Genomic DNA, 14403 nt, shown 5'->3' with positions numbered 1-14403 from the left:
GCCGTTGCCGGGGGGTCTGGGGGGTCGTCCCCCCAGAGAGGTTCTGACGTGGCCGCGCTGCACCAGCGCGGAAGGCCGTCGTGAGGCCCGCCCGCTGACCGGCCGACCCCCGCCGCCCACCCTTTTCACTAGGAGTTCGTTTTGCGCATGCCCCCCTTGCGCGGCCTCGCGGCCGCGGCACTCACCGCCGCGCTGCCGCTGACGGCGCTGGCCGTCCCCGCGGCGCACGCCGACCCCGGACGCGGAACCGGAGCCGCCACCGGCCTCCGCGCCGCCGACCTGACCAAGGCCCTCGGCATCGACGACACCACGCCCCCGCTGACCTGGCGGCTCGCCGCCGACGGCCGGGGGACCGTCCAGACCGCGTACCGGATCCAGGCCGCCACCGGCGAGAGCCGCCTGCGCGGCGGCCACGCCGACCTGTGGGACACCGGCCGCGTCGGCTCGGCCGCCCAGCGCGTCGACTACGCGGGCAAGAAGCTCGGCAGCCGCGACCGCGTGTACTGGCGCGTCAAGGTGTGGACCGGCGGCAGGGAGTCGGGCTGGTCGTCGCCCGCCTGGTTCGAGACCGGGCTGACCTCGCCGTCGGACTGGTCGGGCCGCTGGATCGGCCACGAGGACTGGCAGGTCTCCCAGAAGAAGCCCGCCCCGATCGCGGTGAAGCTGCCCAGGACCACCGCCCGCTACGTCCGCGTCGACGTCACCAAGCTCGGGCTGCCCAAGGTCGAGAACCTGCCCGACAAGACCTGGCGGCTCCAGCTCGCCGAGCTGGAGGTCCGCGACTCCGCCGACCCCGGCACCAACCTGGCCGCCGGCACGACCGTGACGCCCTCCGACACCGGCGGCAACGTCAACCGCGTCTGGGCGCCGCGCTACCTCACCGACGGCACCCAGACCACCAACCAGGGCTTCGCCGGATGGTCCAGCTCCGCCTACACGCAGGCGGACGTCTCCGGCGAGCCGCTGCTCCTGACGATCGACCTCAAGGAGGCCAAGACCTTCGACCAGGTCCTGCTCTACCCGCGCACCGACGCGCCCGCCGACGACAGCGCCAAGGTGCCCTACTCCCCGGTCGACTTCACGGTCGGGACGAGCGACGCCGCCGACGGCCCGTACACGACCGCGGCCACGGTCACCGGGCAGGAGCCGCCCAAGTCGCCCGTCCCCGAGGCCCTGCCGATGTTCGCCAAGGACTTCGCGCTGCCGCGCGCCGTCCGCTCCGCCCGCCTCTACGTCAGCGGCCTCGGCGTGTACGAGGCCCGCCTGAACGGCACCCGGATCGGGGACGCCGAGCTGGAGCCCGCCAACACCGGGTTCGCCAAGCGCACCACCTACGCCACCTACGACGTGACGGGCCTGCTCCGCCCCGGCGGCAACACCCTCGGCGTCGAGCTCGGCAACGGCGCCGCCAACGTCATCTCCACCCCCGACCGGTACCGCAAGTTCGCCGCCACCATCAGCGACCCCAAGCTGATCGCCCAGCTGGAGGTCACGCTCGCCGACGGCAGCGTCCGGCGGATCGGCAGCGACGGGTCCTGGCGCACCGTGCTCGGCCCGGTCACCTTCTCCCACTGGTACGGCGGCGAGGACCACGACGCCCGCCGCGAGCGGCCCGGCTGGGACCGGCCCGGCGCCTCCCGCACGGGCTGGGACACCGCCGTCCCGGTCGCCGGGCCCGGCCCGTCCACCGTGCTGAGCGGGCGGACCGCCGAGCCGGTACGGGTGATCGAGAACCTGGACGGGAAGAAGATCGGGTCCGGCGACGGCTACCAGGTCTACGACATCGGCAGGAACATCGCCGGCCGCCCCGAGATCACCATCGACGCCCCGGCCGGGACCACCGTGCGGATCGTCATGGCCGAGAGCCTGCGCGACGGCCGCCCCTACCAGTCGATCAGCAATGTCGGCAGCCCCATCTGGGACGAGTACACCGCCCGCGGCACGGGCTCGGAGACCTGGCATCCCCGGTTCGGCTACCACGGGTTCCGCTACCTGGAGGTGCGCGGGCTGCCCGCGGGCGCCTCCCTCAAGGTGCGCGGCCAGGTGCTGCACGCCGACAACGGCTCCGCCGGCTCGTTCACCTCCTCCAACGACCTCGTCAACGGCATCCACGGGCTCATCCGCCGCGCCGTCGAGGGCAACATGATGAGCGTGTTCACCGACTGCCCCAGCCGCGAGAAGCTCGGCTGGCTGGAGCAGACCCACCTGGTCGGCGACACCCTCGCGGCCAACTACGACGTGCACGCCCACCTGCGCAAGGTCGTCCAGGACACGGCCGACGCGCAGACCGGGACCGGGCTGATCCCCTCCACCGTGCCCGACTACACGGTGCTGGCCGGGTCCTACCGCGACGACTCCAACTGGGGCGGCGCGTTCGTCGTCGTGCCGTGGCAGCTCTACCGCGCCTACGGCGACACCGAGACCATGGGCACCCACTACGCGGCGATGAAGCGGTACGCCGCGCACCTGGAGAACCGGGTCACCGGCGGGCTGACCGACTACACCCTCGGCGACTGGATCACCCCCGACCGGACCTTCCCCAAGCTGGTCTCCGGCACCTACGGCTGGTGGCGGGTCAACGACACCCTCGCCAAGATCGCCGGGACGCTCGGGCACGCGTCCGAGGCCGCCGCGTTCAAGGCCAAGGCCGACCTCAGCGCCAAGGCCCTGTCCGACCGGCTGTACGACCCCGCGACCGGCACGTTCGGCGGCGGCGGGATGGGCGCCGAGGCGATGGCGCTCGACATGGGCGCCGTCCCCGCCGACCAGCGGCAGCGGCTGCTCGGCCACCTGGTGTCGAGCATCGAGAAGGCCGGCTGGAACCTGCTGCTCGGCGAGATCTCGCTGCCCTCGGCGATCCGGGTGCTGTCGGAGGCGGGCCGCGACGACGTCGTCTACAAGATCGCCACGCAGACCGACAGCCCCAGCTACGGCTACCAGGTCGTCAACGGCAACACCGCGCTCGGCGAGATGTGGGACGGCACCAGCGGCCAGTCGCAGAACCACTTCATGCTCGGCACGATCGACTCCTGGTTCACCTCCCGGCTGGCCGGGATCGACCAGGCGCCGGACTCGGTCGGCTTCCGCAAACTGCTGATCCGGCCGTCGGTCGTCGGCGACCTCACCCACGCGTCGGCGACCCGGCGGACCCCGTACGGCGAGGTCCGCTCGGCGTGGCGGAAGAAGGGCGATGGGGTGGAGCTGACCGTGACCGTGCCGCCGGGCAGCACCGCCGAGGTGCACGTCCCCGGCGGCGCCGTCCGCACCGTCGGCTCGGGCACCTGGACGTTCACGTCCTGACCCGCGCACCGACACCGGGAGGGGCTCCGCGCAGGGGCCCCTCCCGGCCTTTTCGCTAGCGGTCGCCCGCCGCGGCCGGCAGCCCGACGAAGTCGGCCATCAGCTCGACCGTGTGGGCGAAGAACGCCCCGGCCGGGTCCATGGTGCGGTCGAGGTGGCCGAACAGCTCGAATCCGATCATGCCGAACAGCTGCGTCCACGCGACCACGCCGCGGACCACCGCGGGCTCGGGCACCTCGAGGCCGGTCAGCCCGGCCGTCCGGGCCGCCTGCGCGTCGAGCTCCGGCGCCAGGCCGTCGTCCGGCACCCGCAGCGCCCCGGCCCGCGCCGCGTCCCGGAGCACCTCCAGCAGGGCGACGGGGGTGCGGGAGGCGGGGCCGATCGTCGATTCCGGAGCCTCGTAGCCGGGGACCGGCGACCCGTAGACCAGCGCGTACTCGTGCGGGTGCGCGACCGCCCACTCCCGGACGGCGGCGCAGCGGGCCCGCCAGCGGGCGCGGTGGCCGTCCCCGGCCGGCCCGTCCGCCGCGCCCGCCCGCTCGACCCGCTCGCCGAGCGCGTCGTAGGCGTCGATGATCAGCTCGGTCAGCAGCCGGTCCCGGCTCGGGAAGTAGCGGTACAGCGCCGAGGACACCAGCCCCAGCTCGCGCGCGACCGCGCGCAGCGACAGCCCCTGCGCGCCCGAGGCCCGCAGCTGGCGCCGGGCCTCCTCCTTGATCTCCCGGGTCAGCTCCGCGCGGGCGCGCTCCCGGGCGGTACGGCTCGCGTTCATGCCCGCAGTCTGCCAGAACTCGGTGCGGCGACCAAAATAGAGAGCACTGCTCTTGCCAAGGTGTGCCGTTCTCGTGCACACTGCTCTCAAGCGAGAGCACCGCTCACAGAATGCAGGGAGAGAGATCCATGAACACCACCGACCGGAACGTCACCGCCGGCGGCTTCGAGATCTACTTCAACAAGACCGTCGGCTTCCTGACCCGGCACGGGATCAGCCTGCTCGGCACCCGCATCCTCGCCGTCCGGGGCCGGACCAGCGGCGAGTGGCGCAGCAACCCGATCAACCTGCTCACCCACGACGGGGCGCGCTACCTGGTCGCCGCGCGCGGCAACACCCAGTGGGTCCGCAACATCCGCGTCGCCGGCGGCGGCGAGCTGCGCCTCGGGCGCGCCACCGAGGCGATCACCGTCACGGAGCTGCCCGACGAGGATAAGCTCCCGATCGTGAGCGCCTACTTCAAGCGCTGGGGCTGGGAGGTCGCCCGCTTCTTCGAGGACCTGCCCAAGAAGCCCACCGACGAGCAGCTGATCAAGGTTCTGCCCGGCGTCCCCGTCTTCCGGATCGACGCGTGACGGGTCGGGCGCGCCGTTCCGCGGCGGCGGGAGCCCCCGGGGACGCCGCCTATCCTGGGAAAAGGATCACGAGTCGATGCCGACAGGGGAATCGTGACCATTCCCGATGTCACGCTGAACAACGGCGTCGCGATGCCGCAGCTCGGGTTCGGGGTGTGGCAGGTGGGCGACGCCGAGGCCGAGAGCGCGGTGCGGACGGCCCTGGAGACGGGCTACCGCAGCGTCGACACCGCCCAGATCTACGGCAACGAGGAGGGCACCGGCCGGGGCCTGCGCGCGTCGGGGGTGCCGCGCGCGGAGCTGTTCGTCACCACCAAGCTCTGGAACTCCGACCAGGGCTACGACGCGACGCTGCGCGCGTTCGACGCGAGCCTGCGGCGCCTCGGCCTGGAGTACCTGGACCTCTACCTCATCCACTGGCCGATGCCGGGCCGCGGGCGCTACCTCGACACCTGGCGGGCGTTCGAGAAGCTGCTCGACGACGGCCGCGTCCGCGCCGTCGGGATGTCGAACTTCACCCTGGAGACGCTGCGGCGGGTCATCGAGGAGACCGCCGTCGTCCCCGCCGTCAACCAGATCGAGCTGCACCCCTACCTGCAGCAGGACGGTCTGCGCGCCTTCCACGAGGAGCACGGCGTCCGGACCGAGGCGTGGAGCCCGCTCGGGCAGGGCAAGGGCCTGCTGGACGATCCGGCGCTGGCCCCGATCGCGCGGGCGCACGGCCGGACCCCGGCGCAGGTCGTGCTGCGCTGGCACCTGCAGCTGGGGAACATCGTCATCCCCAAGTCGGTCACGCCGGCCCGGATCGCGCAGAACGCCGACGTGTTCGGGTTCGAGCTGACCGGCGAGGAGATGGCCGCGATCGGCGCGCTCGACAGCGGCACCCGGCTCGGCCCGGACCCGGAGACCTTCGACCTCGCCTGACGCGTCCGGACGGCCTAGAGCGGGATGTTGTACGACATCAGCGCGGTGCCGTCCCCGGACATCCGCAGCTCGGTGACGGCGCAGTTCCCCACCTTCGGGAACACCGCGCGGTAGCGGGAGGCCGGGATGCCCAGCAGCTCGCACAGCATCAGCCGCAGCAGCGTGTTGTGGGTGACCACCAGCACCCGCTCGCCCTCGTGCCGGTGCGCGATGCGGCGCAGCGCGCCGATGCCGCGCGCCGCCGCCTTGACCGGGTGCTCCCCGCCGGGGAACGCGCCCGCGACCGGATCGGCCCGGAAGGCGGCCACCTCGGCGGGCGGCAGTTCGGCGAGCACATGCCCCTCGGCGGTGCCGAAGTCCAGCTCGACCAGGTCGCCGTCCACGGTGACGGGCAGGCCGAGCGCGCTCGCGGCGGGCGCGGCCGTGGCCCGGGTCCGGCTCAGCGGCGAGGACCACACCGCGTCGATCTCGGCTCCCGACGCCCACTCCGCCAGGCGCCGGGCCTGCTCGCGGCCCGTGCCGGTCAGGCCGATGTCGCTGATCCCGGCGTAGCGGTTCTCGGCGTGCCACACGGTCTGGCCGTGCCGCACCAGGTAGAGGGTTGTCGCCGCCGCCTGCCCGGCCGGTCCGGTGTCGTTCGCGGTCATCACTCGTTCCCCCTCGCGTGGGCGGCCACCTCGGCGGGCAGCCAGCCGCGCCGCTCCAGCTCGTCCAGCAGCCTCCGGTACGGCCCGGCGAACCGCTCGGCCCCGCCGGGCCGGGGCTCGACGGTGGCGCGGATCCGGACCATGGACTCGGCGATCCCCGCCAGCGAGCGGCCGGGCCCCGGGGCGGTCGTGCCGTAGGCGGCCAGGATCGCCATCCCGAGCGCGGCGTCGGCGTGCTCGGGGATCCGCGCCGGGCGGCCGAGCACGTCCGCCCGGAGCCGGCACCAGTACGCGCTCCGCGCCGCCCCGCCGGTGAACGTTACCGGCCCCTCGACCGGGGCGCCCAGCGCTTGGACGTAGGACAGCGCGAGCCGTTCCACCAGCGCCACGCCCTGCAGCAGGGCCGCGTGCCGGTCGGCCTCGCCGGACGGCTCGCCGAGCATGAACCCGACCGCGCCGGGCGCCAGGAACGGGAACCGCTCGCCCCGCGACACCAGCGGGTAGGCCACGGCGGTGGACGGCTCGAACGCGGCCGCCTCCGCGTCGAGCGCCGCCAGCCGGTCGCGGTCGCCGGTGAGCACGCCCGCGCCCACGCTCGACGCGCCGCCGGGCAGCCAGCCGCCGTCGGGGGAGCGGTGGCTGTACATCACCCCGGCCGGGTCGCGGACCGGGTCGGCGGTGACGCCCTTGAGCACCAGGGTGGTGCCGAGGACGGAGTTCCACCGCCCGACGCGCAGCGCGCCGGAGCCGAGCTGGGAGGCGCAGCCGTCGGTCATCCCGGCGATCACGGGGGTGCCGGCGGGGATCCCGGTGGCCTCGGCCGCGGCCGCGCACACCCCGCCGAGCACCGTGCCGGGCCGGACCACGGACGGCAGCAGCGCGTCGTCCAGGCCCAGGGAGCCGAGGACCTCGCACGGCCAGCCCTCGGAGAGCAGGTCGTAGCCGGTCTTGAGGGCGTGGCTGGAGTCGGTCGCGACGGTGCCGCCGACGAGCCGCCCGGTGATGACGTCGGCCTGGTGGAGGAGGCGGCCGCCGGGGGGCGGCGCGTGCCGCCGGACCAGCCACAGCGCCTTGGCCAGCGCCCACGACGGCTGGATGCGCACGCCGAGCCGGTCCCAGACCTCGGCTCCGGCGGCCTGCGCCTCGGCGGCCTCGTCGCCCGCGCGGCCGTCGTCGTACATGAGCCCGGGGGTCAGCGGTTCGCCGGACGGGCCGGCCAGCAGGACCGTCCCGGACGTGCTGCAGACGGCGACACCGCGCACGGACGCGGCGCCGCCGCCGGGGCCGGCGAGCGCCTCGCGGGCGGCGGCGCGGGCGGCGGCCCACCAGTCCTCGGGGTCCTGCTCGTGCCGTCCGGCGGAGGGCCGGTGCCCGGTGAGGGGGGCCGAGCCGCGGCCGAGCACCCGGCCGGTCGCGTCGGCCAGCAGCGCCCGCACGCTCTGCGTGCCGAGATCGATGCCCAGCCAGCAGGGAGGACGGTCGCCATCGGATCCGGGCACGATGTCCTCCGTTAAGTTCTCGGCTGGTCCTGTGAAGTTATAACAACCCGGGTGACCACGAGCAAGACGCCAGGACACGTGGCCGACCTGGCGTTCAGCCGCGCGTTCAGCAGCTCCGTCACCGATGGTCGACGCATGCGCCGCAGGTCCTTGACGGCCGCGATCCCCTGTTACAAGCTCTGTGAACTAGCTCATCTTGAATGTTAACAACCCGTCCAGCAGTGTTACGCCAGGGGTTTCGCCGGCCTGAGACTCTTGCCCCCTGGAGACCCGAAGATGGAGCACCGATGACGATCCTTGCCGCCGGAGACCATTTCGTCCGGACCGACCTGCTGGTGGGCGCGCTGCGCGCCGAGATCGGGGACGGGCCCGCGGTGCGGGAGCTGACCCTGCCGTGGCCGGTGGAGCCGTTCGGCCGCGTCGCCGAGGTGGACGAGGCGTCCGGCTCCGAGGACACCATGATCGAGGCGGTGGAGGGGATCGAGGTGGCCGTCACCCAGATGGCCCCGTTCACCCGCAAGGTCCTGGAGAACGCGCCCGGCCTGCGCCTGGTCGTGGTGAGCCGGGGCGGCCCGGTCAACGTGAACGTGGAGGCGGCGACCGAACGCGGCGTGCGGGTCTGCTACGCGCCGGGCCGCAACGCCACCGCGACCGCCGAGTTCACCGTCGGGATCCTGCTGGCGACGCTGCGCCGGATCCCGGAGACGCACGCGGCGCTCGCGCTGCGCGGCGAGTGGGCGAGCGACCACTACTCCTACGAGAACTGCGGCCTGGAACTGGAGGGCACCACCGTCGGGCTGGTCGGCGCGGGCGCGGTCGGCGGCCGGGTCGCCCGGATCCTGGCGGGTTTCGGCGCCGAGGTGCTGGTCTTCGACCCGTACGCCCGGGGCGAGGTCGCGGGCGAGCTCGTCGGCTCGCTGGACGAGCTGCTGCGCCGCTCCCGCATCGTGTCGCTGCACGCCCGGGTGACCCCCGAGACGCGGGGGCTGATCGGCGCCCGCGAGATCGGCCTGATGCCGCCCGGCTCCGTCCTGGTGAACGTCGCCCGCGGCCCGCTGCTGGACTACGACGCGCTGTGCGACGCCCTGGAGTCCGGGCAGCTGATGGGCGCGGGCCTGGACACCTTCGCCGAGGAGCCGCCCCCGCCGGGGTCCCGGATCTTCACCACGCCCAACCTGGTCATGACCCCGCACCTGGGCGGGGCCAGCCGGGCGGTCGCCGAGAAGGCCGCCCGGATCGTCGCCGCCGAGGTCGGCCGGTACCGCCGCGGCGAAGCCCTGGCACACTGCCTCAATCCGTGATCGTCTGTACGCCCAGGTCACGCCCAGGTTCCACCCCCTTCGCCCAGGTGCCTTGAGGAGGCCGCGATGTTCGTCGGGATCGATGCGGGCACGTCCGTGGTCAAGGCCGCCGCGTTCGGCGCGGGCGGTGAGATCCTCGCGGTCGAGTCCGTGCCCGTGCCGCTCGACATGGGCGACGGCCGGGTCGAGCAGGACGTCGAGACGGTGTACGGCGCCGTCGAGCGGGTCGTGCGGGCGCTGGTCGCGGGGCTGCCCGCGCCGCCGGAGCTGGCCGGGCTGACCGGGCAGGGCGACGGGCTGTGGCTGGTGGACGCCGCCGCCCGCCCGGTGCGTCCCGCGATCTCCTGGCTGGACGGCCGCGCCACCGGCCTGCTCACCGAGTGGATGGCCGGCGGGACGGCCGCGGAGGTGTGGCGGGCGACCGGGTCGGCGCTGTTCCCCGGCGCCCCGGCGCCCGTGCTGGCCTGGCTGGACCGCCACGAACCGGAGTCGCTGGACGCCGCCGCGACCGCCGCGTACTGCAAGGACGTGATCTTCCAGCGGTTCACCGGGATCCGGGCCACCGACGTCTCGGACGCCTCGATGCCGTTCCTGGACCCGCGGACCCGCGCGTACCACCGCGGCGCGATCGAGGCGTGCGGGCTGGCGCACCGGGCGGGGCTGCTGGCGCCCGTCGCGGACCCGCTGCCCCTGGGCGAGGCCGGGCCGGGCGGCACCGGGCTGCCCGCCGGGACCCCGGTGGCGGGTGGGCCGTTCGACCTGCCGGCCTGCGCGCTCGGCGCCGGGGTCACCGAGCCCGGCGACGGGCTGCTGATCATCGGGACCACGCTGGCGTGCCAGGTCGTGGTGGACCGCCTCGAGTTGGACGCCGAGCCGTCCGGCTACCACCTGGCGACGACCCGGCCGGGCCGGTGGCTGCGCGCGATGCCCGCGATGGTCGGGACGGCCGCGCTGGACTGGACGCTGCGGACGGCCGGGCTGCGGCACGACGCGATGGCCGGGCTGCTGGCCGAATCGCCGCCGGGCGCGGGCGGCGTGAAGGTGCTGCCCTACTTCGCGCCGTCGGGGGAGCGGGCGCCGTTCGTGGAGACGCGGGCGCGGGCGGAGTTCACCGGGGTGAGCCTGGAGACCACCCGGGCCGACCTGGTCCGCGCCACCTGCGAGGGCATCGCGTACGCGGCGCGGCACTGCCTCGACACCGCGGGCCTCACCGGGGAGCTGGCGGTGTGCGGCGGCGGGACGCGCAGTGAGGCGTGGCTGCAGCTGTTCACCGACGTGCTGGGCCGTCCCGTCCGGGTCGCGGCCGGGGAGGTCGGGGCGCGCGGCGCCGTGCTGGCCGCCGCCGAACGCCTCGGGACCCCGCTGGACACCAAGGAGTGGACGGCCGCCGCCGCCCGCTACGAGCCCGACCCCGTCCGGGCCGCCTTCTACGCCGAGGGCTACGCCGACTACCTCGGCCGCGTGGCCGCCGCCCGCGAACGCTGGGCCGCGGCGGCGTGATCCTCCGGCCCGTCCGCGGGTGGAGAATGGGGGGATGGCTAAGGACGGCGGGCGGCAGGGCCCGGCCTCGCGTCAGGAGGCGATCGCGGAGCGGGTGCTCTCGGCGGGCTCGGCCACCGCGGCCGAGCTGGCGGAGCGGTTCGGGGTCAGCCTGATGACCATCCACCGCGACCTGGACGAGCTGGAACGGCAGGGCGTCGTCCGCAAGTTCCGCGGCGGGGTGACGGCGCAGCCGTCCGGGGTGTTCGAGAGCAACGTGGCCTTCCGCCGCAAGTCGATGCTGGCGGAGAAGGAGGCGGTGGCGCGGCGCGCGCTGGAGCTGATCGAGCCGGGCATGGCGGTGATGCTGGACGACTCCACCACCGTGCTGGCCCTGGCCCGGCTCCTGCCCGGCATCACCCCGCTGACCGTCGTCACCAACTTCCTGGAGGGGCTCAACCTGCTGGCGGACGCGCCCGGCATCCGGCTGATGGCGCTGGGCGGCGACTACGACCCGCTGCACGAGTCGTTCCTCGGGGTGTCGTGCGTGGAGGCGGTCGAGTCGCTGAGCGTGGACCTGTGCTTCGTGTCCACCTCGGCGGTCTCCGGCGGCTACGCCCACCACCAGGAGCAGCACATCGTCTCGGTCAAGCGGGCCATGATCTCCTCGGCGGCGCGCACCGTGCTCATGCTGGACCACTCCAAGCTCGGCCGGGTCGCGCTGCACCGGCTGGCGCCGCTGTCGGCGTTCGACCGGGTGCTGGTCGACGCGGGCGCCGCGGCGGAGGCGCTGCGCGACCTGGACGAGCACAAGGTCGACTACGAGGTCGTCGCCACGTAGTCATCCGGCCGTCATCCGGTGGGTGATCAAGCGTTTCACGGTGCGGGGACGTTGCCGGTGTGCGCATCGCCTCCCGCCGAGGGCCCCGCCTCCGCCTGCTCGCCGTGCTCTGCCTGGCCGGTGTTTCCGGCGCGTCGGCGCCGCTCGTCGCCGCCCTCTCACCCGTCCCGGAGAAGCCCGGCCCGGCCGGGCCGCTGTCCGCCGCGTACGTGCCGACGGGGCCGTGCCGGGCGGCCGAGCTGATCGCCGGAGCGCCCTACGCCGCGTCCGGCGGGCGGTCCCGGGCCGGGGCCGTCGCCGTCCGGTACGAGGACGCCGCCGCGCCCGTCCTGCTCGCCCAGGCGCCGGCCGCGCCGGGCGCCGGGTTCGGCGCGGCGCTGGCGGTCGGGGACTTCGACCGCGACCGGTGCGCGGACCTGGCGGTCGGCGTGCCCGACCAGGTCTTCGGGGCACGCCGTCCCGGAGCGGAGGGGCACGGCGCGGTGCGGATCTACTTCGGCTCCCCGACCGGGCTGCGCGCGGGCTGGACGCTGTCGGCCCGTGACCTGGGCCGCCCGTACGGAACCGACCGGTTCGGCGCGGCCCTGGCCGCCGCCGACCTCGACGGCGACCGGGACGACGAGCTGGTCGTCGGGGCGCCGGGGCTGGAGGGCGGCGGCGGTGTCGCGGTCTTCGGCCTGGAGGGGCGCGGGCTGCGCCCGGGGCCGGTCGTCCGGCAGGGCACCTCCTGGGTCGGGCAGTCCCCGGCGGAGACCGACGGGTTCGGGGCCGTGCTCGCGGCCGGCGACCTCGACGGCGACGACCGCGCGGAGATCGCGGTGGGCGCGCCGGGCGACGGGCCCAAGAGCCAGGGCTCGGTGACGGTGCTCGACCCGGTCGCGCGCACCGCCGACTACGTCTCCCAGGACGAACCGGGCGTCGGCGGCTCGCCCGAACGGCTCGACCACTTCGGATCGGCGCTGGCCACCGGGGACTTCGACGGCGACGGCCGTCACGAGCTGGCGATCGGCGTCCCGGGCGAGGAGGGCGACGAGGGCGCGTCCACCGGTTACAGCGAGGGCGCCGTGCAGGTCCTGGACGGCCGCACACTTCGGCAGACCGGCCGCACCTGGACCGGACGCGGGCGGAAAGGGCCCTATGACCGGTTCGGTGCGGCGCTCGCGTCCGGGGACCTCACCGGGGACGGCACCGACGATCTCGCGGTCGGCGCCCCCGGACGGAGCGCGGTGACCGTGCTGCGCGGCAGGGACGGGCGCGGCCTGACCGGGCGCGGGGCGGCCACGGTCGCCTCGCCGCTGGGGCCGGACGGGCAGTTCGGCTGGTCGCTGGCGGTCCGCCGCGGCGGGCTGCTGATCGGCGCGCCGGGCGCGGCCGGGTACGGCGGCGCCGTCGCCCTCCTCGCCGGGCCGGACGCCCGCGCCGTCACGATCGTCCCCGAACCCGTGCGAGGTCTGCTCGGCTACGCGTTCGGCTGAGGGCGATGGTCAGGCGCTCCCCAGCGAGCGGGCGCCGTCCGGGACGGTGAACACCGCCGACACCGAGCCCGGCGCGCCCTTGCGGGTGATGTGCGGGACGGTGTGGAACTCGGCGCGCAGCTCTCCCGGCGACGCCCTGCACAGCACGTGGCCGCGCCGCTGGTCGATGTAGGCGATGTGCGGGTTCTCCGCGCGGATCGCCGAGTTGGACACCGGGTCGTGGTAGCCGTCGCCGTCGCTGGCGATCGAGGTGGCGACCAGCTCGATGCCGACCCGCGCCGAGCCGGGGTCGTCGAAGTCGGCCCGCAGCTCGTTGGCGTGCGCCACGTGGACGTCGCCGGTCAGCACGACCGGGTTGCGCGTCCGGGAGGCCAGCAGGGAGGTGAGGAGCCGCTCGCGTTCGGCCGCGTAGCCGTCCCAGCCGTCCAGCGCGACCTCCAGGCCGGGCCCGAGCTGGTGGTCGCGCTGGGCGAGGAAGATCTGCTGTGCCAGGACGTTCCAGCGCGCCCGCGAACCCCGCAGTCCCGCGTCCAGCCATTCGAGCTGGCCGTTGCCCAGGAGGGTGCGGCGCCGTTCAAGTCGGTCGTCGCAGCCGGTGCGCACGCCGTCCTCGCAGGGCTGGTCGGCCCGGAACTGGCGGGTGTCCAGCATGTGGAACTCCGCCAGGTCGCCCCAGTGCAGCCGCCGGGTCAGCCGAAGGCTCCCGTTGCGACGCAGCGAGGAACGCCGCAGCGGCATGTGCTCGTAGTAGGCGCGGAAGCCCGCCTCCTTGCGCGAGGCGAACCCGGGGGTCTTCTTACCGGGGTTGTCGCCCGCCCAGTTGTTCTCCACCTCGTGGTCGTCCCACACCACGGCCCAGGGCGCGGCGGCGTGCGCGGCCTGCAGGTCGGGGTCGGTCTTGTACTGGGCGTGGCGCAGCCGGAAGTCGGTGAGCGTCCGGCAGGTGCCGCCGACGTGCCTGCGCACGATCGGGAGCGGCTGCGGCTTGTCCTCGGCGGAGTCCTCGTAGATGTAGTCGCCCAGGTGCACGACGAGGTCGGGGTGCTGCTCGGCCATGCGCCGGTAGGCGGTGAAGTAGCCGTGCTCGTAGTAGGCGCAGGACGCGGCGGCGAAGGTCAGCGGCGTCAGCGCTCCGGGCGGGGGCGTCGTGAGGGCCCGTCCCACCGCGGACAGGTGCCCGCCCGCCCGGAAGCGGTAGAAGTACTCGCGCCCGGGGCGCAGCCCGTTCAGCTCGACGTGCACGCTGCCCGCGCTCGCCGGACGCGCGGTGACCCGGCCCGTCCGGGCGAGCCGGGTGAACCGCCGGTCCTCCGCGACCTGCCACTCCACATCCACGCCGCTCCCCGACGACGGCAGCCCGCCCAGGCCGTCCTCCGCCAGCGGGCGCGGGGCGAGCCTCGTCCAGAGGACGAACCCGTCGTGGGACGGATCCCCCGAGGCGACCCCCAGTTCGAAGGGGTCGGCCAGGCGCCGGGCCGAGAGCCGCGGCCCGGCCGGTACGAGAGGTGCCAGGCCGGCGCCCGCCAGGAACGACCTCCGCGAAATATCCACACATCAAGTGCAGGTCACGTTATTGAGGTCGGTGGAAGG

11 protein-coding genes are annotated in these 14403 nt (G+C 74.7%); 7 read left to right on the top strand and 4 right to left on the bottom strand.

The genetic code is table 11. The annotated features are described in order from the left end of the window. The first annotated feature begins 147 nt into the window (after positions 1-147). A complete protein-coding gene (locus ACFPZN_RS30535; protein ID WP_378285708.1) occupies positions 148-3300 on the top strand; it encodes a family 78 glycoside hydrolase catalytic domain in 3153 nt (1050 codons plus the stop codon). A 55-nt stretch (positions 3301-3355) separates the two neighbouring features. Here the strand turns inward: ACFPZN_RS30535 and ACFPZN_RS30530 are convergent, their stop codons facing one another. Next, positions 3356-4072, bottom strand: a complete 717-nt coding sequence (locus tag ACFPZN_RS30530) for a TetR/AcrR family transcriptional regulator (protein ID WP_378285707.1) — start codon at positions 4070-4072, stop codon at positions 3356-3358. 128 nt (positions 4073-4200) lie between these two features. On the opposite strand from ACFPZN_RS30530, the gene ACFPZN_RS30525 reads away from it, so the two are divergent. Next, on the top strand, positions 4201-4647 hold the full coding sequence (locus tag ACFPZN_RS30525; protein ID WP_378285706.1) for a nitroreductase/quinone reductase family protein: 447 nt from the start codon (positions 4201-4203) through the stop codon (positions 4645-4647). 99 nt (positions 4648-4746) lie between these two features. Continuing rightward, entirely contained in the window at positions 4747-5571 is an 825-nt protein-coding gene (locus ACFPZN_RS30520) for an aldo/keto reductase (protein WP_378285710.1), read from the top strand. Between the two features lie 14 nt (positions 5572-5585). On the opposite strand, the gene ACFPZN_RS30515 is transcribed toward ACFPZN_RS30520, so the two are convergent. Both ACFPZN_RS30515 and ACFPZN_RS30510 read right to left on the bottom strand, forming a co-directional pair. Continuing rightward, positions 5586-6218, bottom strand: a complete 633-nt coding sequence (locus ACFPZN_RS30515; protein WP_378285705.1) for a histidine phosphatase family protein — start codon at positions 6216-6218, stop codon at positions 5586-5588. After that, positions 6218-7717, bottom strand: a complete 1500-nt coding sequence (locus ACFPZN_RS30510) for an FGGY-family carbohydrate kinase (protein ID WP_378285704.1) — start codon at positions 7715-7717, stop codon at positions 6218-6220. The genes ACFPZN_RS30515 and ACFPZN_RS30510 overlap by 1 nt, the downstream gene beginning before the upstream one ends. Positions 7718-8004: 287 nt before the next feature. Between ACFPZN_RS30510 and ACFPZN_RS30505 the strand changes: the two genes are divergently transcribed. The 4 genes from ACFPZN_RS30505 to ACFPZN_RS30490 all read left to right on the top strand — a co-directional run bounded on the left by ACFPZN_RS30505 (position 8005) and on the right by ACFPZN_RS30490 (position 12813). Next, a complete protein-coding gene (locus ACFPZN_RS30505) occupies positions 8005-9018 on the top strand; it encodes a 2-hydroxyacid dehydrogenase (protein WP_378285703.1) in 1014 nt (337 codons plus the stop codon). 66 nt (positions 9019-9084) lie between these two features. Next, entirely contained in the window at positions 9085-10518 is a 1434-nt protein-coding gene (locus ACFPZN_RS30500) for an FGGY family carbohydrate kinase (protein WP_378285702.1), read from the top strand. A 34-nt stretch (positions 10519-10552) separates the two neighbouring features. Continuing rightward, complete coding sequence (locus ACFPZN_RS30495; RefSeq protein ID WP_378285701.1) at positions 10553-11338, top strand: DeoR/GlpR family DNA-binding transcription regulator; 786 nt, start codon at positions 10553-10555, stop codon at positions 11336-11338. Positions 11339-11397: 59 nt separating this feature from the next. Further along, a complete protein-coding gene (locus tag ACFPZN_RS30490; RefSeq protein ID WP_378285700.1) occupies positions 11398-12813 on the top strand; it encodes an FG-GAP repeat protein in 1416 nt (471 codons plus the stop codon). 9 nt (positions 12814-12822) lie between these two features. On the opposite strand, the gene ACFPZN_RS30485 is transcribed toward ACFPZN_RS30490, so the two are convergent. Next, positions 12823-14364, bottom strand: coding sequence for an alkaline phosphatase D family protein (locus ACFPZN_RS30485; RefSeq protein WP_378285699.1), 1542 nt, complete (start codon positions 14362-14364; stop codon positions 12823-12825). Positions 14365-14403 lie beyond the last annotated feature (39 nt).

The organism is Actinomadura rugatobispora (assembly GCF_042656285.1).
Lineage (GTDB): Bacteria > Actinomycetota > Actinomycetes > Streptosporangiales > Streptosporangiaceae > Spirillospora > Spirillospora rugatobispora.
This window is presented reverse-complemented; position numbering and strand designations above follow the sequence as displayed.